This is a genomic window from Actinacidiphila sp. bgisy167 (assembly GCF_965342175.1).
Lineage (GTDB): Bacteria > Actinomycetota > Actinomycetes > Streptomycetales > Streptomycetaceae > Actinacidiphila.
Genome location: NZ_CBDRBL010000041.1, coordinates 29694 through 53941 on the forward strand (window position 1 = coordinate 29694; position 24248 = coordinate 53941).

Consider the following 24248-nt stretch of genomic DNA (forward strand, 5'->3'; position numbering starts at 1 on the left):
TCACGTCATCCGGGGAAGCGACTCCAGCGGCTTGAGGTCGGCGTGCTGCGCGGTGGTGACCAGCGCCTGCACCGTCACGGACTCCGGATCCCGGCGAAAGGCGACCAGCCCTATCTCGGCGGGCCGGGCGGGCTCCGCCATCGGGACGGCCCGCACCCCCGGCGGCACACCCAGGGCATGGATCCAGGCCAGGGGGGCGATCCCGGCCCAGCGCCCGGGCACGACGTGCGCGATCAGTGAGGCGAACGAGTCGGTCTCCACCCTCGCCACCGGTTCCGCCCCGGCCGCGGCGAAGAGGGCGTCCATGGTGCGCCGACCGCGCATGGTCGGGGTGAGCAGGCACAGCGGCAGGGCCGCCGCCTCCGCCCAGGACGCCGTGGCGCCGCCGGAGGGGGCCCACGCGGCGTCGGTGAGCAGCGCGTACTTCTCCCGGTAGAGCGGCACGGTACGAAAGGCGGCGCGCACCTCGTCGTCCAGGTACGTGACGGCTGCGTCGAGGGTGAAGTCCCGCAGCATGGTGAGGATGTCGCTCGACGTCAGGTCGTTCTCCACGCGCACGGTGAGCAGTGGGTGCCGCGCGCACAGCGGGTCGACCAGACGTGGCACCGCGGTGGCGGCGCTGGGCACGGCGCCGATGCGGACGCGGCCGCTCAGTCCGGTGCGCATGGCGGCGACCTCGCCCTCCAGGGCTTCCCGGTCGGCGAGGATCTGCCGCGCCCACACCACGACACGCTCGCCCTCGGCGGTCAGGCCGTCGTACCGCCGGCCCCGCTGGATCAGCGGGACCCGCATCTCCTCCTCCAACTTGCGGATGCCCTCGGACAACGAGGGCTGGGACACCCCGCAGCTCTGCGCGGCACGGGCGAAATGCCCCTCCTGCGCCAGGGCCACCAGGTATTCGAGCTGCCGGAAGAGCACGGATGAGCACCTCTCAGGATCCACCCGGGAGACGCGCGGACCGGTTCCCGGGTTCCGAGCTGTATACCAAGTCGCTCCCGGCGAGCCGACGGCGCCCGCCTGCGCGAAGTGCCCGGAGCGCTCGGTTCCCAGTGAACCGGCGCGTGCCCTTCGGGGCCAGTCGAGGTTGCGGTGACGCTGTGCGCGTCGCATCGCGGTGGGCGTGCCTCCGCCCGCATCCGGGGGAAGCACGCCCACCACGGCGCCGCGTCAGGCCACGGGCTGGGCCACCCGCAAGCGCTCGGCTCCGGTGTACACGTTCGCCGAGCGGCCGCGCAGGAAGCCCACCAGGGTCATCCCCGTCTCGGCCGCCAGGTCCACGGCGAGGGAGGACGGCGCGGACACCGCGGCCAGCACCGGGATGCCCGCCATGGCCGCCTTCTGCACGAGTTCGAAGGACGCCCGCCCGCTGACCATGAGCACGGTGCCCCGCAGCGGCAGCAGCCCCTCCTGCAGGGCGTGGCCGACCACCTTGTCGACGGCGTTGTGGCGGCCCACGTCCTCACGCAGGCACAGCATCTCGCCGTCCGTCGTGAACAGCGCGGCCGCGTGCAGCCCGCCCGTGCTGTCGAAGACCCGCTGCGCCGCCCGCAGCCGGTCGGGGAGGGTGAAGAGCACCTCGGAGTCGATCTGCGCGTCGTCCTCGGCCACGCTCCAGTGCTGCGTGGTCCGCACCGCGTCCAGGCTCGCCTTGCCGCACAGGCCGCAGGAGGAGGTGGTGTAGAAGTTGCGCTCCAAGGAGACGTCCGGGAGGGCCACCTTGGGCGCCAGGGCGACGTCGACGACGTTGTAGGTGTTGCCTCCGTCCGCTGTGGCGCCGGCGCAGTAGCGGATGCCCAGCACGTCGTCCGGACCGTGGATGACGCCCTCGCTGACGAGGAAGCCCACCGCGAGGTCGAAGTCGCTGCCCGGGGTGCGCATCGTGACCGTCAGCGCGCGGCCGCCGACGCGGATCTCCATCGGCTCCTCGGCGGCCAGCGTGTCCGAGCGGTGCCCGGGGACCCCGTCCCTGATCCGCAGCACCCGCCGCCGCGCCGTCACCCGGCCCATGCCGCCGCCTCCAGTCGCACGACGACGCCCTTCGAGGTGGGGCAGTTGCTGATGTCCGCGACGCTGTCCAGCGGGACCAGGACGTTGGTCTCGGGGTAGTACGCGGCGGCCGACCCGCGGGAGGTGGGGTAGGGCACCAGGCGGAAGGACTCGGCCCGGCGCTCGCTGCCGTCGGTCCAGACGCTCACCAGGTCCACCGTCTGCGTCCCGGTGAGCCCCAGCTCCTCGATGTCCTCGGGGTTGACCATGACGACCCGGCGGCCGCCCCGGATGCCGCGGTAGCGGTCGTCCATGGCGTACGGGATGGTGTTCCACTGGTCGTGGGACCGCAGGGACTGCAGGATGAGGTGGCCCTTCGGCGCCTGCGGCGCCTCGAAGTCGTTGCGGGTGAAGACTGCCTTGCCGCTCGGCGTCCGGAAGGTCATCTCGTTCACCGGGTTCGGCAGCCGGAAGCCGCCCGGCTCGGCGACGCGCCGGTTGAAGTCCTCGAAGCCCGGAACGACCCTGGAGATCCGGTCCCGGATGGTGCCGTAGTCGGCCTCGAACTCCTGCCAGTCGATCGCCGGGGTGCCGCCGAGGGTGGCCTGGGCCAGCCGGGAGATGATCGCCACCTCGCTCAGCAGGTCGGGGGAGGCCGGCGGCAACTTGCCCCAGGAGGCGTGCACCATGCTCATGGAGTCCTCGACGGTCACGAACTGCTCGCCGCTCGCCTGGACGTCGCGGTCGCTGCGGCCCAGGGTCGGCAGGATCAGCGCGGTATCACCGCACACGGTGTGCGAGCGGTTGAGCTTCGTGGAGATGTGCGCCGTCAGCCGGCAGCGGCGCATCGCCCGCTCCGTGACCTCGCTGTCGGGGGTCGCCCGGATGAAGTTGCCCGCCACCCCGAGGAAGAACTTCGCCTCGCCGTCGCGCATGGCACGGATGGCGTCGACGGAGTCGAGGCCGTGCTTGGCGGGGGGTGTGAAGCCGAACTCCCGCTCCAGGGAGTCGAGGAAGCTCTGCGGCACCTTCTCCCAGATGCCCATGGTGCGGTCGCCCTGCACGTTGCTGTGGCCGCGCACCGGGCACGCACCGGCGCCGGGCCTGCCCAGGTTGCCGCGCAGCATCAGGAAGTTGACGATCTCCCGGATGGTCGGCACACCGTGCTTCTGCTGCGTGACACCCATGGCCCAGCAGACGATGACGCTCTTGGCCGCCAGGACGCGCTCGTGGACCTGCTCGATCTCCTCGCGCGTCAGGCCGGTGGCCGTCAGCACGTCGTCCCACGACGTCTTGCGCGCGTGCTCGGCGAACTCCTGGAAGCCGGTGCTGTGCTCCCGGATGAAGTCGTGGTCCAGGACCGTGCCGGGAGCGGCGTCCTCGGCCTCGAGGAGCAGCAGGTTCAGCGCCTGGAAGAGGGCCAGGTCGCCGCCCGCGCGGATGTGCAGGAACTGGTCGGCGATGACCGTGCCGCGCCCGATGATGCCGCGCGCTTTCTGCGGGTGCTTGAACCGCATCAGCCCGGCCTCGGGGAGGGTGTTGACGGCGACGACGCTTCCGCCGCGCCGCTTGGTCTCCTCCAGCGCGGACAGCATGCGCGGGTGGTTGGTGCCGGGGTTCTGACCCACGACGAAGATCAGGTCGGCCTCGTATATGTCGTCCAGGCTGACGGTGCCCTTGCCGACGCCGAGCGTCTCGTTCATCGCGGCGCCGCTGGACTCGTGGCACATGTTGCTGCAGTCGGGCAGGTTGTTGGTGCCGTAGGCACGGGCGAAGAGCTGGAGGAGGAAGGCGGCCTCGTTGCCCACCCGTCCGGAGGTGTAGAAGAGGGCCTCGTCCGGGGAGTCCAGGCCCCGCAGCTCCTCGGCCATCAGGGCGATGACATCGTCCCAGGTGATGGGCTCGTAGTGCGCCGAGCCCGGCCGCTTGACCATGGGTTCGGTCAGTCGGCCCTGCTGGTTGAGCCAGTAGTCGGACTTACGGCCCAGTTCGTCGATCGTGTACTGCTCGAAGAACTCGCGCCGCACACGGTGCGAGGTGGCCTCGTCGTTGATGTGCTTGGCGCCGTTCTCGCAGTACTCGTTCATGTGCCGCTTGCCCGGCGCCTCCTCGGGCCAGGCGCAGCCGGGGCAGTCGATGCCCTTGGCCTGGTTGATGTTGAGCAGGGTCAGCATCGTCCGGCGGGGCGAGGTCTGGCTCAGCGAGTACTGGAGCGCGTGCCTGACCGCGGGGACACCGGTCGCCCAGGTCTTGGGCGGGGTGATCTCCAGGTGCTCGTCCGTTGGGTCTTCCGCGGCGCTCATGCGTGCCCTGCCTTCCCGGCTCCCGACCCTGCGGAAACCGCAGCGAATACCGATTCCAGGGAAAGCTAGACCCGCTTTACCCGCCCGTCAAAGAGGCCGTTCCTTTCGCTTGATAGGCGGCGCCAATGAAGGATCGGCCTCTGCGAGAAGGGGCGTCCGCGCCATCGGAAGGCGGGAGACGGTGGAGCGATCCCCCTGGTCCAGCGGGCTGTTCACGTGCCGGGGAAAGCGGCGGAAAATGCGGGCACACAGAACGATGCACACCATGTGCGCCATCCGGATATGCCCCGGGACGTCTGCCACACCGCGCACGCGAATTCAGTCGCCCGCGGGTTCCGCGCCGCCTCCGGCGGCCGCGTCAGGATGCCGAGACCGGGGTGTCCGCGGAGATCCGGTACAGCACATTGGGACGCAGCGGCCCTTCGGGGGCGAAGGGGTCGTCGAAGTCGTCGGCCGGGTCGCGGGTCATGCCGATGCGGCGCATGACGGCCTGGGAACGGAGGTTCCCGGCCGTGGTCACGGCGAGGATCTCGGGGAGTCCCAGGGCGCCGAAGCCGAAGCCGAGGACCGCTCGCGCGGCCTCGGTGGCGTAGCCCTTTCCCCAGGCGGCGCGGGCTAGGCGCCAGCCGATCTCCACTCCCGTGAAGGGCAGGCCGTCGTCTACTCGGTCCAGGCCCGCGAAGCCGGCGAACTCGCCGCTCGCCTTGATCTCCACCGCCCACCAGCCGTAGCCGCGCTCGTCGAACTCGGCGAGGAACCGGGCCACGGAGGCGTCGCTCTGCTTTCGGGTCAGCGGCTCCCCCAGGTGCTCGCGGACCTCCGGGTCGGCGTTCAGCGCCGCCCAGGGAACGAGGTCGCGGTCGCGCCAGCGGCGCAGGAGCAGTCGTTCGGTACGCAGTTCGATCACGCCGCCAAGCCAACGGCAGCCACGGCTCTCGGGCAAACGGTTTTCCAGCTGAGTTGCGGATTGAAATTCAGCTGCCTAGATTTGAGGGAACCTGCCCGTACCAGCAGAAAGAGCGCCCCATGGACATCAAGGACTCCGTCGCCGTAGTGACCGGTGCGGGGCGCGGCCTCGGCCGCCACCTCGCCACCCAGCTGCTCGAGAGGGGCGCCGCCAAGGTCTACGCCGGCGTCCGCAACCCCGAGAACGTCGACCTGCCGGGCGTCGAGCCGCTCCACATGGACATCACCGACCCCGAGTCCGTCGCCAGGGCAGCCAGGACCGCCTCCGACGCCACCCTCCTGATCAACAACGCGGGTGTCAGCACCCACGTGGGCCTGACCGAGGGGAGCATGGCCGACATCCGCCTGGAGATGGAGACGCACTTCTTCGGCTCGCTGGGCGTCACGCGGGCCTTCGCGCCCCTGATCTCGGCTAACGGCGGCGGAGCCGTCCTCAACGTCCTGTCGGTCCTCTCCTGGGTGCACCGCCCGGCGTACGGCGGCTACAGCGCGGCCAAGGCCGCGGCATGGGCGATGACCAACGTCGCCCGGCAGGAGCTCGCCCCGTCCGGAGTCGACGTCACCGCTCTGCACGTGGGCTTCATGGACACCGACATGGCGGACCATGTCGCCCCCGAGGACAAGGTGGACCCCGCAGTGGTGGCGAGCCTGGCCCTGGACGGCATTGAACAGCGGGCCCTCGAGGTCATCGCCGACGACCGGAGCCGCGCCGTGCGGGCCGCCCTTTCGGGCGGGCTGGAACTGCTCTACCCCGGCCTGCCCGCGCCGAAGGCCCACTGACCGGACAGCGGCGCGGATCGCCCGCCACCTGCCGCCCCGGGCTTCACGGCTGACCTCGGGCGGTACGCGGCGCGCCCGCCGGCGCCCCGGGCCGCCCGCACCTGCCGCCCCGGGCGGCCGCCTGCCGTGGCCGGTGCCCGCCCAGTCCGCGTCGCCTCGTCGGCGACGCTGGCACCGCGTGGGGGCGGCCCGGCGACCGCGCGCTGCACGCCGTCCGGTCCCCCGACGTACCCGGCGGGAACGGTGCGACCCCGACGTCTTGGAGCACCTCGCCGCGGCAGCGGCCATGACCGGCGTGCGATGCCTTCCGCGGGGCCGACCGCCCTCCCCGCACCGCCCGGCCGCCCGGCCGTCCCGCCCGCGGCGCGGGACGGCCGGCGGCCCCGCGCGCTCCCCGCCCCCACGGCCTCGCCCCAGCGCCGTTCCCGTCACTCGGCCCCGGTTCCCCGTCGCGCCACCGTCGCCGCAGGTCGGCGCGCCAGTCCAGGCACGGGCCTGAGCCGCCCGCGGGCCACCCCATCAGCCGTACCGGGCCGATCCGCGGCCACCGGTGGCCGTGCCCCCGGGGACCCGCGCCCATCGGCCGATCCGGGCATCGTCACCCGCGTGCCGTGCGCTCTGGAGTGGCGGGGCGTCAAATCCGTCCATAGCGTCTGTTTTCGGCTGATCACATATCACGGAGAGCAGGTGCACACATGAAGCTCTGTCGGTCCCGCAGGGCCGTCGTCGCGGCGGCCGCCACGGCGACCATCGTGGGAGGCGCGGTCGCGTGCGGCGGCGGGTCGCAGCCCACGGCCTCGCAGTCCGCTGACGCCGAGAAGAAGATCACCGTCCGCGCGGGGGAATCCATCCAGTCGGCGGTGGACCGCGCCGAGCCCGGTCAGGTCATCGACATCGCGGCGGGCACGTACCAGGAGAGCGTCCAGATCAGCACGCCGCGGCTGACGCTGCGCGGAGCGGGCACGGGCACCGTCATCAAGCCGAGCGCCAAGCGCACCGAGAACGCGTGCGCCAAGGCGGGTGAGGGCATCTGCGTCACCGGTACGGCGCAGAAGAACGCCTCCGACGTGACACTGGATTCGCTGACGGTCACCGGCTTCAAGAAGGCCGGCATCCACGCGTCCCGGGCCGACGGGCTCAAGGTCCTCCATGTCACCGCGCATGACAACAAACTGCAGGGCATCCTCGTCGAGAAGTCGGTCCGCACCGTCTTCCGCGACAACACCGCCCACAACAACGCCGAGTCCGGCATCTTCCTCGCCAACTCCATGGACACCGAGGGCGGTGCGCTCGAAACCCAGGGCGCCGTCATCGACGGCAACAAGCTGACGGAGAACCGGATCGGCGTCGGTCTGCGCCGCGTCCGGGGCGTCACGGTCGAGAACAACCAGATCACCGGCAACTGCGGCGGCGTCTTCGTCGTCGGCGACGAGGGCGTCCCGCGCGGCGGCGCGCTGACCGTCACCCACAACACGGTGACGGGGAACAACAAGTACTGCGCGCCCAACGCCCGCCTGCCGTTCATCCAGGGTACGGGCATCCTGCTCACGGGCGTCGAGAAGACGGTCGTGACCAACAACGACGTACGTGACAACAGCGGCACGTCCCCGATGTCCGGGGGCATCGTGCTCTTCGGCAGCGTGGTGGGCACGTCCAACTCCGAGAACACCATCCGCGACAACGTCGCCCGCGGCAACAAGCCGGCCGACCTCGCCAACCGCGACCTCAAGGGCAAGGGCAACACCTTCGTCAACAACACCCTGGAGACCACCGAGCCCAAGCAGCTGGTCGACAGCGCGCCGAGCAGTGCTCCCAGCGCCGCGCCCAGCAGCTGACGCTCACTGACCGGGCAGCCGACGGAAGACCGGCCGGGCCCACATCGGCGGGTCCGGCGGCGGTCCCGGCGGCGCGGGGACGGCCGCCGGCCTGGGGGCCGGCCGGGTCGCCTCGTGGCCGAGGGCACCGCCCCGCAGGGCCGCCGCGTCCGGTCCGGTCGCCGCCGCCCGCAGTGCGCCCACGAACTGCAGGCAGGAGTCGTAGCGGTCCTCGGGCAGCTTCGCGAGCGCCCTGGCCATGACGTCGTCCATGGCCGGCGGGAGGTCCGGCCGCCGCTCGGTGAGGGGTGGCGGCTGGTCGTACTGGTGCGCCCACAGCAGGGCCATGTCCTCCTCCCGCTCGAAGGGCAGGCCACCGGTCAGGCTCTCGTAGACGACACAGGCCAGGCTGTAGAGATCGCAGCGGCCGTCCACCGGCCGTCCGGAGATCTGCTCCGGCGCCACGTAGTCCAGGGTGCCGACGAACTCGCCGACGGTGGTGAACCCGGTCAGCGACAGCGACTTCTTCGTCAACCCGAAGTCGGTGAGGTAGAGGTGCTCGGGGTGGTCGCTGTCGGTGCCCTTGGCGACGAGCACGTTCCCCGGTTTCACGTCGCGGTGCACCAGGTCGTGTTCGTGCGCCGCGTCCAGGGCGGAGGCCACCTGGGCGCCGATGCGCAGTGCCGTCGCGACGGGCAGCGGACCGTCCCGGTCGAGCAGCGCCCGCAGGTCGAGGCCGGAGACATAACGCATCGCGATGTAGAGGACACCGTCGGTCTCGCCGGCCTCGAAGATCGGCACGATGTGGGGGTGGTCGATGGCAGCCGCCACCCGTGACTCGTGCGTGAAGCGGCGGCGGAAGGTGTCGTTGCGGGCGAGCTCCGGGGCGAGCAGTTTCAGCGCCACCGTGCGGTCGAGCCGCAGGTCGCGGGCGCAGTACACCACGGCCATACCGCCGCGTCCGATCTCCCGCTCGACGCGGTAACCGGCGATCTGGGCCCCGATGGGCCCGGCGGACCGGCCGGCGTACACACTCACGTCCCGAGGAACCGATTCCATCGCGACCACCGCCACGCGGCTGGACACCGGGGGGCCTTCGTCCCCGCTCCCTCCAGCATTCCATCGACCGCGCCCCCGCGCTTCGCGGCCCCGGGACACCCGGGCCATGGGACGGCCCCCGCGGTGACCGCCCCTGCCCGTGGCGGGGCGGTCACCTCGTGCCGTCGCGGTCAGCGTCCCGCGGCGGCCACCCGCGGCCCCGGCAGGGCGAGCGAACGGCGGCGCACCAGCGTGGGGTTGACGGCGGACGGCGGCCTGCGCAGCCGCGTCGCCTGCTCGTAGTCGTACGCGTAGCCGAGGAGCAGCGGCTCGCTCCAGGCCCGTCCGAGGAAGGTGATGTTGAAGGGCCGGCGGTCGGCCGCGCGGTAACCCGCCGGGACGGTGACGGAGGGGTAGCCGGCCTTGGCGCCGATGGAGGAGCTGCCGCTGTTCACGAACAGCAGGGCGGTGACGTCGTGCGCGGCCATCAGGGCGTCGATGCGGTCCCTGCTCTCCTCCAGGTCCCGGGCGCGGGCGGCCCGGTACTCGGCGGTGTCCGCGCTGTCCGGCGCGAGGTCCCTGGCCTGCGCGGCGAGCGCGAGCGTCTGCCCGAACTTCAGGGCGACGTCAGCCTGCGCCGCATTGCGGGCGATCACATCGGCGAGGGTGCGCACGGGTGCGCCCTCGGGCAGCCGGGCGAGGTAGGCGTCGAGGTCGCGCTTGAACTCGTGGCTCAGCACCGGGGAGGCGACGTCGTAGCGGCGGCGCGCCTCGAGGCCGAGGGCGACCAGTTCGGCGCCGCGCCCGGCCAGGGCCTCCAGGGCCGCGTCCCACAGGAACCGTTCGTCCGTGCCGTCCTGCGGGATCTGTTCCGCGACGACGCCGATGCGTGCCCCGCGCAGGGCGTCGGACGACAGGTCGGCCGTGAAGTCGTGGCCCTCGAGCGGGTTGCCGGAGGTGGCCGGATCCTCGGGATCGGTGCCGGTGAGGACGGTCAGCAGGGCGGCGGCGTCCGCGACGGTCCGGGTCATCGGCCCCGCGGTGTCCTGGCTCGAGGCGATGGGCACGATGCCCGTGCGGCTGACGAGGCCGAGGGTGGGTTTGACCCCGACGCCCGACGTGGCCGACGCGGGGCTGAGGATCGACCCGTCCGTCTCGGTGCCGATGGTGACGGCGGCCAGTCCGGCCGCGGCGGCCACCCCGGAACCGGCGCTGGAACCGCTGGGTGTCACGCTCAGGTCGTACGGGTTGAGCACCTGGCCCGCCAGCGAGCTGTAGCCGCTGGGCATGCCCACGGTGAGGTAGTTGGCGAACTCGGTGAGGTTGGCCTTCCCGAGGATCACCGCCCCCGCCTCTCGCAGCCGGGTCACCAGCGGGGCGTCCGCGCCGGGGAAGGATTCGGCGAGGACCACCGAGCCGGCGGTGGTGGGCATGCCGAGGACGTCGATGTTGTCCTTCACGAGCACCGGTATGCCCAGCAGCGGCCCGCCGGGGCCGCCGGCCGCCCGGCGCTCGTCCGCCGCCACGGCCTCCTCCAGCGCGGCCGGGTTGACGCAGCGCACCGCGTTCAGGGCCGGGCCGCCCACGTCCAGGTCCTCGATGCGCCGCAGGTAGGCGCGGGTGAGGGAGACGCTCGTGGCGCGGCCCGAGGCCATGAGGGCGGTCAGCTCGGCGACCGTCGCGACCTCCAGGTCGGCGGGGAACGACTCGACATCGGGGGATCGGGCGCCGGCCGCAACCGGTTCGGAGGCGGGATTGCCGGAGGTTCCGGGGGTGACGTTGGCGAGGCTGATGACGCCCTCCTGGGTGAGTGGTGCGCTGCGCGACCGGGTCCGTTGCGCCCCGTACGGCCGTCGCCGTACGGGGCGTGCACCATCATCCTCACAGGAAGCGGCGGATGGGCGCGGTGGCCGCCTCCTGGACGCGCTCCAGGGCGGAGCGGGAACGCCAGCGGGCGGCGTCGACGCGGTCGCTGCGGCGCAGGTCCTCGTCGAAGTGGGCGTCGATGCCGGAGGTGAAGGACTCGTCGAGAACCGCCAGCATCACCTCCTCGTCATGGTCTAGAGAGCGGCGGTTGAAGTTGGTCGAGCCGATCAGGGTGGCGACACCGTCCATGGTGATGACCTTTGCGTGCATCATCGTGGGCAGGTAGTGCCAGATCCGCACCCCGCAGTCCAGGAGCCGCTGGTAGTAGCGCTGCCCGGCCAGTTGGCAGACCCGCTTGTCGGTGTACGGGCCCGGAAGCAGTATCTCGACCTCCACCCCGCGCGCCGCGGCGTGGCAGAGCAGGCCGACGAAGTACGGGTCGGGCGCGAAGTACGCGGTGGCGAGCCGTATGCGCCGCTCGGCCGAGGTGATCACGACGCGGAGCAGGGTGCGCATGTCCTGCCAGCCCACACTCGCCGAGCCGCGTACGACCTGGACGATCGCCCCTCCGCTCTGCTCGTGCTCGGTGAAGCGGTCGCGCTCGTCGAAGAGCCCGCCCTGCCGGCACTCGGCCCAGTTCTGGGCGAAGGCGGCGGCCAGCCCGTCCACGGCGGGTCCGGTGACCCGGACGTGGGTGTCCCGCCATTCGCCGGGATGGCGGGCGTCGCCGCACCACTCCTCAGCGATGCCGACGCCGCCGGTGAAGGCGGCCTCGGCGTCGACCACCAGGACCTTGCGGTGGCAGCGGTGGTTCTGCTTGAACGGCGAGAGCCGCACGGGCTTGCGGAACCAGGCGACGTCCACGCCGGCCCGGTCCAGGTCCGCCAGCAGTTCCCGCTCGATCAGCCGCCCGCCGAAGCCGTCGAGCAGCAGCCGCACCCGCACCCCCTCCGCCGCCTTGTCGGCCAGCGCGTGCGCGAAGTCGCGCGCGATCCGGCCGCGCCAGTAGACGAAGGTCGTCATGTCGACGGTGTACTTGGCCCCGCGGATCGCGTCGAGCATCGCGGGGAAGATCTCGTCCCCGTTGCGCAGGGCCTGCAGGCGGTTTCCCTCGGTCGCGGCGATGCCGATCAGCCGTTCCAGGCGGCGGCGCAGTTGCTGCGTGCGGTCGGCGGCCGAGCGCTCCTGCCGGCCCCCGTCCCTGTGGTCGGTCTCCTCCAGCGAAGCGCCCGTGCCGTCATGACCCATGCCGTCGTGCCCCCCGGTTCCGGTGCCGCGGCGGCCCGTCCGGCCGCGGTGTCGCGTGGCGTACTCCAGCCGTATGCCCGTCCGGAGGCGGCTTATCCGAAAGTGGCTACCCGTGCACGTGAGGCTGGGGGGACTCCTTTGCGCTCGTGCTCCGCAGTACCCGGGCGCGGCCCCGCAGCGGCACCGTCGCCGCGAGGAGCCCGCCCGCCTCCGCACCGAGCGGAATTCCGCCGAACGCGCTACTGGCAGTCGTTTCACAGGGCATCCATCCTTTGCGGATTGACCGCCAGACTTTCGGCTGTTCGTCGCACAGGAGGCACGACACCTCCTCTACCTGCACTTTCCTCTCCCATAGAGCGCTTCTTTACCGATGGCGGAATTTCCGTTGACCTCTACTTGCCGAGCGGATTACACGCCGATGAGAAACGCGCCATTCGGCCTGTGATGTGCAACTCCTTTTCCTTTCCAGCGCCTCCCCGGACCTAACATCGGGACATACGCGACGGACATTCCTGTACATCAGTGAAGAGGTGACACCATGCCGATCCCCGTGTCCCAGGCCCTTGTCGAGCAGGGGCGGACGGCCGCCGACAAGGCCACGGCCCTCCGTAGCCCGGGCCGCTACCTGGTCAGCTCCCTGCTGGCCGGCGCGTTCGTCGGGGTCGCGGCGGTGCTCCTGCTCACGGTCACCGGACCGCTCGCGGCGGCCGGCTCGCCGTTCACCAAGCTCATCCAGGGACTGCTCTTCGCCGTGGCGCTCACCTTGGTGGTCTTCGCGGGCGCCGAACTCACCACGGGCAACATGATGACGACCGTCCAGGGCGTCGTCGTCCGCAGCCTCAGCGGAGCCAACGCGGTGGCCCTGATCATCGGATCGTTCGTGGGCAACCTCATCGGGTCCGTCCTGTTCGCCCTGGTCGTGCACGGCAGCGGCGTCATCACCTCGGGCGCCGCCCCCGGGCACGCCGCGCCGGCCCTCGCCCTGCTGACCTCGCTGCTCAAGACGAAGGCGGCGGAATCGGGCGGAGCGCTCTTCTTCCGCGGCGTGCTCTGCAACTTCCTGGTCTGCCTGGGCGTGTGGATGGCCGCGCGGACGAAGTCCGACGGCGCGAAGATCGCCCTCATCTTCTGGGCCCTGCTGGCGTTCGTCGGCTCCGGCTTCGAACACGTCGTGGCCAACATGACGTACTACTCGCTCGGGATGTTCGAGCACGTGCCGGACGCGACAGCAGCCGGCTTCGCGCGCAACCTGCTGTTCGTGGGCCTCGGCAACCTCGTGGGCGGCGGCCTGCTGGTCGGCGCGGCGTACGCGTTCGTGGGCCGCGGCGGGAAGGCGAAGCCGACGAACGGGCCCGTGCCCGTCGAGGCACCGGAGTCGGTGAGCTTCTGAGCGGCGCGGCACGGTGCGGCGTCGGCCCCGGGAGGCCGACGCCGCACCGTGCTCGCCGCTGTACGGCACCGGTCCGGACGACGAGGCGGACGTCCGGTTGACCGCCCGCCCCGGAACGGCTCAGCGGTGCGCCGTGCCCCCACCGGTCGCCATGGCCCGGGCGATGCGGCGGTTGGTCTCGTCCCAGACCTCCTGAGGCAGCTTGGGCAGTACGTCGTCCCAGAGGGGCAGGCAGGTGCCGCGCATCTGCATCATGCCCTCCGGCCTGGCGATCAGGAAGACGTGCAGGTGAGCTCCCCCGTCGCCCCACTTGTTGACGTGCACTCGAGCGATGCCGCCCAGCGACATGACCGCCCGCTCCACTCGCTGCAGCATCGGCCCCAGCTCCGCGGCCCGTTCCGGCGGCAGGTCATCCAGGTCGTAGTGGCCACGCGGCTGCAGCAGCACCGTCGCGGGGAGTGCGGCCGGCTCGTCGGAGACGCTCAGCCGCCAGTGCTCGTCCGTCCACAGGAAGTCGGTGTCCGCACGCGCGCAGCCCCGGCACCCCTCGGGACCCGACTCGCCGAACCGGGGCGGCTCGGGCAGCGTCGGCCCCTCAAGGACCTTGATCCGCAGATCCCCTTCGTACGGAAAGACCTCCCAGAACGGGATGCCGTCGGCGGGGAAGGGGATGCGCTCGCCGATCGGCAGCCGCTTGACGTAGTCGCTTGCTTCCATGTCCATGATCCACAGAGTCGCACACCTGATCGGCCGCGTGAGGCCGTCAGCACACCTCTGTCGGCAGTCACGGACACCAGGCCGGCGACGCCGGCAGATCGACTGTCCGTTGAGCCAGGTCCCCGGGAGCATGGCCCGAACCGCCTCCAGCGCCTCCTCGGTCCGCGCCCGCACAGGAACGCAGCCCTCCTCGTCCTGGAGCAGCACGTCCGCACCGAGGAACCAGCGGGTGCCCTCGAAACCCGTGGCGGGGGCCCGCGCGTCCCACGGCTCCGCTGAGCGACGCCGACGCCGCCCCGACGCAGCGGATGACGCTGCGCAGGCGGTGGTCGCGTACGGGGAGCCGTCGGTCAGGCGCGGCGGGCGGCCCAGACGGTGCGCTCGGTGCGCAGGACGAGATCCTCGCGGCGCAGCAGGCTGTGCGGGCTGTCGGTGTCCAGGAGTTCGTCGAGTGCGGCGAGGTCCTCCGGGCTGAGGGCGGGGGCTGCGACGCCGCGGACGCGCTGCAGGCTGCCGTGCGCGTAGCGGCCGATCGCTTCGCTGCGTGTGCCTTCGATGTCGACGGTGACGGTGCGCTTCTCCTCGACGGTGAACCCGGCGGCGGTCAGCATGGGGCCCCAGTCGGCACCGCGGTGCGGCACGCGCTCGGCGTGGAAGCTGTCGGTCGCGGCATGGGCGCGCTCTTCGAGCCCGGGCCGGTTCTCGGGGGCCTGGGCGGGCAGGAAGCGAGGGAAGCCCGCGAGCTCGACGACCACGAACAGGCCGCCGGGGGCGAGCAGTTCGTGCACGCTCCGCAGGGCGTGGCCGGGGTCGGCCATGTGGTGCATCGAGGCCGAGGCCCACACCAGATCCGGCGTCCCGAGGTCGGGCCAGCCACTGGCGTCCAGGTCGGCCGGCACGGTCAGGACCTGACCCCCGACACCGAGGGCGCGCGCCCTCTCTCGCAGGAGCCGGAGGTGTCCGGCCGAGGCGTCGACGGCGGTGACGTGGGCGTCGGGGAAGCGTCGGAGGAGCGCGAAGGTTCCCGCGCCGGGGCCGCAGCCGAGGTCCACGATCCTCCGCGGCTCGTTCCTCAGCGGCAGCCACGCGATGAGGGACGCCAGGTGCTCGGCGAGCACCTCGGCGTCCAGGTCGAGCATCTGTGCCTGACCGGCGTCGTCGTGCCTGTCGTGGCCGTGGTCGTGGTCGGCGTGGTGACCGCCCCCGCCGTGGTGGGTGGCGTCCTGGCGTGTTCGGGTCATGGCCTCACCCTAGGAGGGCCATGCGCCGAACGCATGATTGCTTGCGGGATACGCAAGAGGAGGGCTCGCCCCGCTGCGCGCCACGCAAGAGCGCCGCCTGCGGCCGGCCGTCGGCGCGCCCGGCGGCCCGCTTATGCGCTGGGTTCCCGGGCGCCCTCACCGGTCGGCCGCGGAGGCGCCGCGCTCACCGTCCTTCTGGTGGCCGCGACGGGCGTCGCGATCGAAGATGCCCAGGATCTCGCACGGTCCGCCCTCGGCGCCTATGGCGTGCGGCATCATGGTCGGGAACTCGGCGGCTTGGTCGGCCTCGATGCGAAGGCGCCGGTCGCCGAGCATGAGGACGGCGGTGCCGGACAACACCACCAGCCATTCGCGGCCGGGGTGGGCGCGCATGCGGGCCGGGTTGCCGGGCGGCGGGTCGGTCATCCGCTGACGCGTCACGCTCATCCCGGGGACCGCCCTGACGGGCCAGCGCATCAGGCCGTGGGCTGCGTCGATCATCGGGCTGATCACGACGTCGTCGGCGGCGCTCTCCACGAGCTGGTCCAAGGTGGTGTCCAGCGCCCGGGCGAGCGTGACCAGCTGGTCCAGGGCGAGGCGGCGCTGGCCGTTCTCGATGCGGCTCAGTGAGGACTGGCTGAGGTTGGCACGCCTGGCCAGCTCCTCCAGGGACCAGCCCTGTGCGACGCGCAGTGCGCGCAGCCGTCTGCGTACGAGGCTGTCCAGCTGCCCGTCGTCTTGCGTCATGAGCAACATGCTATGCCGTGAATGCAACACCGGGATGGTCGGTGGGCTGGTCCGCCCGCCAGCTCGCCATCGCCCAGCAGCCGTCAGGCGCCCTTCGGGGCCAGCGGCGGGACAAAGAACCCCCCCCTCCTCAGCGTTCCTCGACCCAGCGTGCGGTGTGAAGGAACGCTGCGTTCAACGCCCTTGGTCCGCTCAGACGTCTCCCTCGCCGGTACTCGCACGTACACCCGCGATCGCCACCGCCTGCCCGCTCACCCGCACCCTTGGGTCCGTGGTGGACGCCTCGACCCGGAGCAGACTGGGGCGACCGAGGTCCTGCCCCTGACGGATGGTGAAGGCGCCGGCGGGCGGGAGGGCGCCGAGGGCGCGCAGATAGCCGCCGAGGGCGGCGGCCGCGGCGCCGGTGGCCGGGTCCTCGACGACACCGCCGATCGGGAACGGGTCGCGCGCGTGGAAGAGCTCCGCTGCCTCACGCCAGACCAGTTGGAGCGTCGTCCAGCCGTGACGGCGCATCACCTCGGCCAGAGCGTCGAAGTCGTAGTCGAGGGCAGCGAGACGCTCGCGGGTGGCCACCGCCAGAACCAGGTGTTCGTTCCCACCGAACGCGACGTGCGGCGGAAGTGCCGGGTCGAGGTCGCCCGGAGACCAGTGCAGGGCCGCGAGGGAGGCGCTCACCTCCGTGTCGCTCGCCGGTCGGGAGCGGGTGGGGACGCTGGTGAGCGTCGCCGTCACGGAGCCTTCGGGCTCCGCGGAGGCGTCCTGGGCGGTGTCCACGGCGATCTCGCCCACCGGCGTGTCGAAAAGGAGCGGGCCGGGGCCGATCCGCTCGGCCAGGGCCACCGCGGTGGCGACGGTCGCGTGGCCGCAGAAGGCGACCTCGGCGAGCGGACTGAAGTAGCGCAGCCGGAACCGGCGCGCCGCACGGTCCGCGACGGTGACGAACGCCGTCTCCGAGTACCCGATGCCGGCGGCGGTCGCGAGCATGGCGGCGTCGTCCAGTGCGGCCGCGTCGAGGACGACGCCGGCCGGGTTGCCGCCGGCGGGGTCGGTGGTGAAGGCGGTGTAGCGCAGGATGTCGGGACGTGTCATCAGGCTCATGCCCCTACCGTGGCACCGATGAGGCATCCCTACAAACGATGGAAATCGATCGAATCCATCGTCATATTCGATGGCAGCGGCTATCGTCCGCAGCATGGACACCCGACTGCTGCGCACCTTCGTCACCGTCGCCCGGACCGGGAACCTGACCGCCGCCGCGGAGCGCCTGCATCTCGTCCAGTCCACCGTCACCGCCCACGTGCAGGCCCTGGAGAAGGAGCTCGACCTGCGCCTGTTCGACCGGCTTCCGCGCGGCGTGGTGCTCACCGGCGCCGGACGCGATGCGCTGGCACAGGCCGAGGAGGTGCTGGAGGCCGAGTCCCGGCTCCGCGCGGTCGCCGCCTCGGCCGGTGGCACGGACGGCCGGGTGAGCGGACGCGTGGTGCTCTCCGCCGGCGAGTCGCTGGTGTCCGCACGGCTGCCGGCCGTCATCGCCGCGCTTCGGCGCAGCCACCCCCGGATCGAGGTGGACCTGCGCACGATGGGGACCGCGACCGCCGTCGCCGCGCTCCGCACCGGCGAACTGGATCTGGCCCTGCTGCTGGAGGACGAGGTCGCGTTCCGCGACATCGAGTGCACGGCGCTGGCCCGGGAGGCGCTGGTGCTCGTCTGCTCGTCCGAGCACCCCGCCGCCCGCGGCAGCACCGACTGGGCGGAGCTGGCCCGCGAGGACTACTTCCTGCACGAGCAGGGCTGCTCGTACAGCGACCGCTTCGTCGAGCGGCTGCTCACCGCCGCCAAGGGCGCACCACCTCGGATCACGCGCTTCGGCAGTCTTGAAGCCGCCAGGTCCTGCGTGGCCGCGGGCCTCGGCCTCAGCCTGCTGGCCCGCGCCAATGTCGAGGACGCGCTCGCGACGGGCCGTCTGACGCAGGTGTCCGGCCCGCGTTTCCCCGACGTCACCGTCCTTCTGGCCCGCCACCGCCGGCGCTGGCTCTCCCCCGCGGCGGCAGCGCTCCGTGCAGAGCTGCCGCACCATTTCCCCCGCTGAGGGCGGTCACGCCTTCCGCGCGGTCGCGGCCAGGGGCGGGAAGCCGCGATCAGGCTGCCTGCCCGCAAGCCACGCCGTCTCTCAGGTGATCAGCCGGGCCGGGATGGTGGCCGCGTGCATCAGGGCCTCCAGCGGCCCTCGCCGGAAGATCCGGGTCCAGGCGAGAGCCAGCACCATCGCGGCCGCGACGAAGGAGAGCAGGACCGGCAGTGCGGCGGAGTCGGGCATGTCGTCGACACCCAGGACACCGATGGCGACGATGTGCCCGACGTACGCGGTCAGCGAGATCGAGCCGACGGCGATCACGGGCGCGACCACCCACCGCACGCGCGCCCGTTCCGCCACGGCCAGGCATCCGCCCAGGACCACGAGCGCGACCCCGGTGTTCCCGAGGATCGAGAACGTCGTCTGGCTGTGCGGAGCGGCCACCAGCATCCAGGACGGCGTGTCGACGACCTGGTTGCCGTATGTCTCGGACAGCGCGTCCGACCACCAGGCCGAGCCGGCCGGTGCGCCGTCCGCGGCCGCGCTGATCGCGGCCCGCGCGCCGGTGGCCAGGTGCAGGGCCACCCAGGAGCCGCCGTAGCCGAGCACGGCCAGACCCGCGCCGCACACGGCGACTTTGGCGCGCACACCGGGTCGCCGCAGGTCGAGCCGGGCGACGGCCATCCCGCCGATGAGGAAGGACACCCAGGTCACCACCGGGTAGTCGCCGGTGATCAGCAGCTGCAGGAATCCGTCCGAGCCGGTGAGCCGGGCCAGCGGATCGTGCGCGATCACCGCGTCGCCCCAGCCCCCGTTGTCGATGGCGACCCGCAGGACGTACAGGAGCTGTGGCAGCACGAGCGCGGTGACCGCAGCGATCACCGCAAGCGTGCGGGCCCGCAGCCGGTACAGGGGCAGGACACAGAGGAAGGCGAGTCCGTAGTACGACAGGATCACGTCGACGGAGGTGCCCACGTCCGTCAGCAGGGACCCCAGGACGATGAGGACGGCGGCCCGGATCACCACCCGGCCCACGGCCTGCCGCCCCGCGCGGCCCGTACGCGGCTCCGGCCGCCCGGTGAGCAGGACCAGGGAGAACCCGGCGAGAAGGGCGAACAACGCCGAGGACCGACCCCGCGCCAGCTCCATCACCCAGCCGAGCGGGCCTCCCACGGAGGGGTCGGGACCCACGTGGGCGGCGAACATCCCTGCGATGGCCAGGCCGCGCGCAAGGTCGACACCGATCAGCCGTCCGGCCGCCGCGGGGCGGAACGGGGAGCGGGCCACCGCGGCCTTGTCGAACTCTGCCGGAACCTCTGCCGGAGCCTCTGCCGCGACGGGTGATGCGTGGGTCATGCGCCCCAGACTCGCGGTGCCACCGGTCCCGCGCCAATCCGGCAGGTGCCGGGACTCCCCCCGCCAGGCGGCTGGTCCGCGCGTGTGTACCGGGGCAACGGTCGCGCGGGCCACGCGGAGTCCGCGGCCGGGCTCGCTCCGGCCTCCCGGACCCGGTTCCGCAGGGTCTCGGTCTCGGAATGGATCCCCAGATCGGCAGCGACCTGCCGAAGCGTCGCCTCGGAATGCGACTGGTGGGAGCGCGACCGCGTCCGCCGTGAAGTGCGGCGGATAGTTCTCCGTGACCCACGAGACGTCATTCTCAGATCCTCAGGATCCAGTGTCTCGTGTGTCCAAGATCAGGGGTCAAGGCCCAAGAAGGGAACGTTCGTGATGCCCAGCCGAGCGGCCCAGCCTCATCCGCACGTACCTGGGCGACGTCGCTCGCCGGTCAGCACCGCGCGGACCTCCGCCTCATCGAGGCCGGCGCGAACGGCGAGCTCCACTTGGTGCCGCGCGTCGTGAATCCTCTGCCCCGCCGCGAAGTCGGCCTCGTAGAACAACGTCGACAACGTCTCGGCATGGCCCTAAGTGGCGGCCAGGTGGACAGCACACTTCTTGAGCGTGTCCAGGTATACGTGCGCCTCCATCTGGCAGACCTCGATCTGACCGCTGAGCGTATCGCAGCCGAGCACAGCGTTTCCGTACGCTGGCTCTACCGGACCCTGTCCCGGGCGGGAATCACCCTTGGCGAATGGATCAGGACGCAGCGTCTCGAAGAATGCAGGAGGGAACTGGCTTCGCCGGTGCATCAGTTCATGACGATCGAGGCCATCGCCCACCGGTGGGGCTTCGCCAGCGCACCCCACTTCAGTCGGGTCTTCAAGACGGCGTACGGCGTGAGCCCCCACGACTTCCGGTTGGGTCGGAGTGGGCTTTCACCGGAGACACACCATCTCCGGCAGAGCGCTTCGGACGGACCACGCTGACCGTACCGGGTCCACGGGTCCACGTGGAAGGCGAACCCGAGCCGCCCCGCGCCCCGCTCGGAACGTTCGACTGTGAGCGCGTCAGACGACCAGGCCCCCGCCGGTTGCCGATCCGGCAGGGGCCCTGCTTTGTGCGTTGCCGCAGGTCAGCCCATGCGCGTATCCCGCTCGACATCCTCGGCCGCTTCGCGGGCGATGCCGCCCGGGAGGTCGTGCTCGCAGACCACGACCTCCCGTGCGCCCGTGCGCTCCTTGATCCGCAGCAGCGCCAGGGCCCTGGCGCGGATCACGTCGACCCGGCCCGGGTGCATCACCGGGATCGCCGCACGCTGCGACCTCCCCCGGGGCCGCCTTCGCCTACCTCACCGCGTGGATGGTCCGCCCTCCTTGCCCGGGCAGGTCACCAGCCGGTGATGCGGGGCCAGCGCGCTTGGATCACCGGGGCGGGCTCCGTGCCCTTGCTGCTGTCGACGACGTGGTAGCCGTGGTGCTGGGCGGCGGTGGCGCAGGCGTGGTTGGGCAGGATACGCAGCCGGGTGCCGACCGGCAGGTCGGGCAGGTCGGTGCCGTCGCGGGCGGTGAGGGTGCCATGTTCCTGGCTCGCGGCCGTCATGACCAGGTTCGGGATGAGGTGGCCGGCCATGTCGGTGACCAGACCGTAGCCCTGGTCCTGGGCCTGGGCGGCGGTGCCGCGGTCGCGGGACATGGCCATCCAGCCGCCGTCGGTGACGATCCACCCGTACTCGGGGCGGTGGCCGATGACGGTGACGACCACCGAGAGGGCGAGGTCCTGCACCTGGCAGACGTCGAGGCCGGCCATCACCAGGTCGAAGAACACGTAGTTGCCGGCCCGCAGTTCGGTGACCCCGGTGAGGTCCTCGGCCGCGTGCGCGGTGGGGGTGGAGCCGACGCTGACGCAGGCCACGGGCAGACCGGCCGCACGGAGACGTTCGGCTGCGGCAACCGCGGTGTCACGTTCGTTCTGTGCGGCCAGGCGCTGTTCTTCGGCGCTGTAGGCGAAGTACGACTCGCCCGCGTGGGTGAGCACGCCGTCGAGGCAGGCCGCGTCGTGCAGGATGCGGCCGATCTCCGTGAGGGCGGGGTCGTCCGGCTTGAGACCACCGCGGTGGCCGTCGCAGTCGATCTCGATCTGGGCCGGGATGGGCAGGCCGGCCTGGCCGGAGGCTTCCGCGACGAAGACGGCCTGCTCGATGCTGTCCAGCAGGACCCGCACGGTCACGCCGCGGCGCAGGAGAGCGATGACGCGGGGGAGCTTGTGGGGGTCGATGCCGACGGCGTAGGTGATGTCGGTGTAACCGCCGTCGGCGAACGCCTCGGCCTCGGCGAGGGTGGAGACAGTGATGGGACACGTGTTGCCGTCGTTCAGGAGCGCGGCGACGTCGAGGCTCTTGGCTGTCTTCATGTGCGGGCGGAGGGTGACCCCGAGCCGGCTGGCCCTGGCCTGAAGGCGCTCGATGTTGCGCAGGCTCTTGTGCACGTCGACCACGGCGAACGGGGTGTCCGGATCCATCAGGGTCTGTGCGGCGGAGGCGGGGAGGGTGGTCACAGGGAGATGTCCATCTTCTTCAGGAGGGCCAGAGCCAGGTAGAGGTCTTGCAGTCCGATCCCGGAACTGTCGAAGATTGTGATGTCACGGTCATCGGTGCGTCCTTGGGCGCGCTGGGTGAGGACCTCGCCGAGGGGGATGAGGACGGTGTCCTCGGGTGCGTGCTGGCTTTCGCCCATGCGGCGTGCCTGCTCGGGCAGGTCGCAGAACACCCGTGCGCGGGCGAACAGGGCCGGGGGCAGCTCCCGCTTTCCGGGGGCGTCGGCTCCCATGCAGGACAGGTGCGTGCCGGGGCGGACCCACTCGGCCTCGAACAGGGGCGAGCCTTCGGCTCGTGCGGTGGTGGCGGTGACGATCACGTCGGCGCTCGCACAGGCTTCCTCGGCACCGGCCGCACGCGCCGTGTGTCCCTCTGCGGTGAGTGCGGCAGCCACGGTCGCAGCGCGGGCCCTGTCGCGTCCCACGATCAGGATCTCGCCGATCGGCCGGACACGGGCGACGGCCCGCGCCTCATAGGCGGCCTGATGGCCGGTGCCGAAGACGGCAAGGGTGGCGGCTCCGGTGGGGGCGAGCAGGTCGACGGCGAGCGCGTCGGCCGCTGCGGTCCGGTAGGCGTTCGCGGCACCGAGCTCCAGGACGGCGGCGATCCGGCCGATTCTCTGATCAAGCAGCAGGAAAGTGGAGTGGTGGCGCGGCAGCTCGTGTTTCAGGTTGTCCGGCCAGTAGGTGCCGATCTTCACTCCGGCATGCGTCGCGGACGCGGACGGCTTGAGCGTGAACCGGTTGCGGGGATCGGAGCCGTGCACGGTCAGAGAAGGAAAGACCACGCCCTGCACCGTCGCGGCGAAGGCCGCGCGGGCCGCGTCCAGAGCCAGCTCCTCGTCCACGAGCACAGCCGTCTGTTGCTCGGGAATGAACAGCAGGCCACGGCCTGCGTCCGACGGTGGGCCGGAACTGGGCGGACAAGCAGGTGCGGAGTGTGCGGCCGGTCCGGTGTCGGTCATGTACTGCCCCTTCACTTGGCGTAGTTGTAGACCGTGGCCCGGGACACGCCCAGTAGGTCCGCGATGGTCTGCGCGGCGTCGCGCCCCTCGAAGTAGCCCTCACCCTGCAGCTGCCGCACGAGCGCCTTCTTGTCGTCCCGACTCAGTGACCGGGGGGTGGCACCGCGCTCCGCGGCCAGCGCCTCCACAGTTCGGCGCAGCTCGCGCACGTTGCGGTCCCGCAGATTCTCCAGCGGGTGCTCGCGGTGCTCGACATCGGTGGCCACGAGGTTCGACAACGCCAGTGTCACCGGCGACAGGACGGACACGTCAAGGTTCAGGCACAGGGCCGCGATGTACTGTCCCGCCGCGTTCTTGATGCCGATCGACGTGCTCTTCACCGGCCGACCGTCGGGAAACTGGTTGGGGTAGTTCTGGATCACGCTCGGGTACTGCGGATCCGCGATGCGGGCCAAGCCCAGCTCCGTGGCCGAATCCCCGACCTCCCGGCCGGAGAGGTTGTTCTCGATCACCCGAATCGCCTGCTGGGGGTCCCGCAGGTCGTGCAGCACCACCTCACACAGCCCGGAAAACATGCGGCCCAACGCCACAGCGATCTTCTCCGCCTCGCGGATGAGGTGCTCATCGGCCTCGTCCGCAGCGACGGCCACGGGACCCCCGCCGTCGCCCTCCGGCTGCTCAGCCACGGGATGCTCCATGGCCCGCCTCCATCCTGGACTGCAATTCCATCTTTAGACATTGATGCTAAAGCATCCTCCGAGCCGCGCTCAACCCGGCCGGCGAGAGCGATCAACCTGGGCGTGCACGGGCAGGCTTGGGACAAGAGGTCATGCGCATGCCATTGCCGCTCATCGCAGCTCACACCCAACTCCGCCGTACCCAGGCTCTCGCCGAGGACCTCCGTCGGCCCTGGGAGCGTCGCACCACGCCGCCTCACCCACGCCCGAGTACGGCGGGGTTTCGCACCGTCCGCGGGTTCCCGACCCGCCTGCGGCTGTTCTCCACCGCCGCCAGCAGCTTCCCGTCCCTACGAGCAACACCACCGAACCGGAGCCGTGGAACCCGCCGCCCACCCGACGCGACAGACGGGCCACCAGCCTGTCACCTGCAGAAATCTCCGACCCGAACGAGCCGAAAGGGCCCGCCAGCAAGCTGACGGACCCAAATGCAAGATCGAGGCTAA

Annotated in this window: 19 protein-coding genes and 2 pseudogenes; 5 read left to right on the plus strand and 16 right to left on the minus strand. The window is 71.6% G+C overall.

Annotation, left to right across the window (positions count from 1 at the left end):
- The 4 genes from ACRWND_RS17335 to ACRWND_RS17350 all read right to left on the minus strand — a co-directional run bounded on the left by ACRWND_RS17335 (position 1) and on the right by ACRWND_RS17350 (position 5196).
- Positions 1 to 918 carry a LysR family transcriptional regulator gene (locus ACRWND_RS17335; protein WP_431950246.1) on the minus strand — a complete coding sequence of 306 codons (918 nt, stop codon included), beginning with the start codon at positions 916 to 918 and terminating at the stop codon, positions 1 to 3.
- Between the two features lie 249 nt (positions 919 to 1167).
- Positions 1168 to 2007 (minus strand): formate dehydrogenase accessory sulfurtransferase FdhD, encoded by an 840-nt coding sequence (fdhD, locus tag ACRWND_RS17340; protein WP_431950248.1) that lies wholly within the window; start codon positions 2005 to 2007, stop codon positions 1168 to 1170.
- A complete protein-coding gene (locus ACRWND_RS17345; protein ID WP_431950250.1) occupies positions 1995 to 4289 on the minus strand; it encodes an FdhF/YdeP family oxidoreductase in 2295 nt (764 codons plus the stop codon). The genes fdhD and ACRWND_RS17345 overlap by 13 nt, the downstream gene beginning before the upstream one ends.
- 358 nt (positions 4290 to 4647) lie before the next feature.
- Positions 4648 to 5196, minus strand: coding sequence for a GNAT family N-acetyltransferase (locus ACRWND_RS17350; RefSeq protein ID WP_431950251.1), 549 nt, complete (start codon positions 5194 to 5196; stop codon positions 4648 to 4650).
- Positions 5197 to 5315: 119 nt separating this feature from the next.
- Between ACRWND_RS17350 and ACRWND_RS17355 the strand changes: the two genes are divergently transcribed.
- Entirely contained in the window at positions 5316 to 6035 is a 720-nt protein-coding gene (locus tag ACRWND_RS17355) for an SDR family oxidoreductase (protein ID WP_431950253.1), read from the plus strand.
- A gap of 695 nt (positions 6036 to 6730) precedes the next feature.
- Positions 6731 to 7870 carry a right-handed parallel beta-helix repeat-containing protein gene (locus ACRWND_RS17360; protein WP_431950255.1) on the plus strand — a complete coding sequence of 380 codons (1140 nt, stop codon included), beginning with the start codon at positions 6731 to 6733 and terminating at the stop codon, positions 7868 to 7870.
- 3 nt (positions 7871 to 7873) lie between these two features.
- Here the strand turns inward: ACRWND_RS17360 and ACRWND_RS17365 are convergent, their stop codons facing one another.
- From ACRWND_RS17365 to ACRWND_RS17375, 3 genes are all read right to left on the minus strand, one after another.
- Positions 7874 to 8908: a serine/threonine-protein kinase gene (locus tag ACRWND_RS17365; RefSeq protein ID WP_431950281.1), complete on the minus strand. Its 1035-nt coding sequence runs from the start codon at positions 8906 to 8908 to the stop codon at positions 7874 to 7876.
- A gap of 170 nt (positions 8909 to 9078) precedes the next feature.
- Positions 9079 to 10542 (minus strand): amidase family protein, encoded by a 1464-nt coding sequence (locus ACRWND_RS17370; protein ID WP_431950257.1) that lies wholly within the window; start codon positions 10540 to 10542, stop codon positions 9079 to 9081.
- A 226-nt stretch (positions 10543 to 10768) separates the two neighbouring features.
- Positions 10769 to 12001 carry a phospholipase D-like domain-containing protein gene (locus ACRWND_RS17375; protein WP_431950259.1) on the minus strand — a complete coding sequence of 411 codons (1233 nt, stop codon included), beginning with the start codon at positions 11999 to 12001 and terminating at the stop codon, positions 10769 to 10771.
- A 538-nt stretch (positions 12002 to 12539) separates the two neighbouring features.
- On the opposite strand from ACRWND_RS17375, the gene ACRWND_RS17380 reads away from it, so the two are divergent.
- The gene (locus ACRWND_RS17380; protein ID WP_431950261.1) at positions 12540 to 13391 is read left to right on the plus strand and encodes a formate/nitrite transporter family protein; all 852 of its coding nucleotides are present in this window, start codon (positions 12540 to 12542) and stop codon (positions 13389 to 13391) included.
- A 120-nt stretch (positions 13392 to 13511) separates the two neighbouring features.
- Here ACRWND_RS17380 and ACRWND_RS17385 read toward each other — a convergent pair whose 3' ends face one another.
- From ACRWND_RS17385 to ACRWND_RS17400, 4 genes are all read right to left on the minus strand, one after another.
- Positions 13512 to 14114, minus strand: coding sequence for an HIT family protein (locus ACRWND_RS17385; RefSeq protein ID WP_431950263.1), 603 nt, complete (start codon positions 14112 to 14114; stop codon positions 13512 to 13514).
- Positions 14115 to 14458: 344 nt separating this feature from the next.
- Complete coding sequence (locus ACRWND_RS17390; protein ID WP_431950265.1) at positions 14459 to 15349, minus strand: class I SAM-dependent methyltransferase; 891 nt, start codon at positions 15347 to 15349, stop codon at positions 14459 to 14461.
- A gap of 156 nt (positions 15350 to 15505) precedes the next feature.
- Complete coding sequence (locus ACRWND_RS17395) at positions 15506 to 16096, minus strand: helix-turn-helix domain-containing protein (protein WP_431950267.1); 591 nt, start codon at positions 16094 to 16096, stop codon at positions 15506 to 15508.
- Positions 16097 to 16288: 192 nt separating this feature from the next.
- Entirely contained in the window at positions 16289 to 17194 is a 906-nt protein-coding gene (locus ACRWND_RS17400) for a PhzF family phenazine biosynthesis isomerase (protein ID WP_431950269.1), read from the minus strand.
- Positions 17195 to 17288: 94 nt separating this feature from the next.
- On the opposite strand from ACRWND_RS17400, the gene ACRWND_RS17405 reads away from it, so the two are divergent.
- Entirely contained in the window at positions 17289 to 18185 is an 897-nt protein-coding gene (locus ACRWND_RS17405) for a LysR family transcriptional regulator (protein WP_431950271.1), read from the plus strand.
- Between the two features lie 81 nt (positions 18186 to 18266).
- Here ACRWND_RS17405 and ACRWND_RS17410 read toward each other — a convergent pair whose 3' ends face one another.
- Positions 18267 to 19526, minus strand: coding sequence for a DUF418 domain-containing protein (locus ACRWND_RS17410; protein ID WP_431950273.1), 1260 nt, complete (start codon positions 19524 to 19526; stop codon positions 18267 to 18269).
- Positions 19527 to 20110: 584 nt separating this feature from the next.
- Between ACRWND_RS17410 and ACRWND_RS17415 the strand changes: the two are divergent.
- Positions 20111 to 20494, plus strand: a pseudogene (locus ACRWND_RS17415) (helix-turn-helix transcriptional regulator); the annotation flags it as partial.
- Between the two features lie 146 nt (positions 20495 to 20640).
- Here the strand turns inward: ACRWND_RS17415 and ACRWND_RS17420 are convergent.
- The 4 genes and pseudogenes from ACRWND_RS17420 to ACRWND_RS17435 all read right to left on the minus strand — a co-directional run.
- Positions 20641 to 20826 (minus strand): annotated as a pseudogene (locus tag ACRWND_RS17420) (exopolyphosphatase); the annotation flags it as partial.
- Between the two features lie 68 nt (positions 20827 to 20894).
- The gene (locus tag ACRWND_RS17425; protein ID WP_431950283.1) at positions 20895 to 22025 is read right to left on the minus strand and encodes a DSD1 family PLP-dependent enzyme; all 1131 of its coding nucleotides are present in this window, start codon (positions 22023 to 22025) and stop codon (positions 20895 to 20897) included.
- A 32-nt stretch (positions 22026 to 22057) separates the two neighbouring features.
- On the minus strand, positions 22058 to 22948 hold the full coding sequence (locus ACRWND_RS17430) for an ornithine cyclodeaminase family protein (protein ID WP_431950275.1): 891 nt from the start codon (positions 22946 to 22948) through the stop codon (positions 22058 to 22060).
- Between the two features lie 128 nt (positions 22949 to 23076).
- Entirely contained in the window at positions 23077 to 23763 is a 687-nt protein-coding gene (locus tag ACRWND_RS17435; protein WP_431950277.1) for a helix-turn-helix transcriptional regulator, read from the minus strand.
- Between the last annotated feature and the right edge of the window lie 485 nt (positions 23764 to 24248).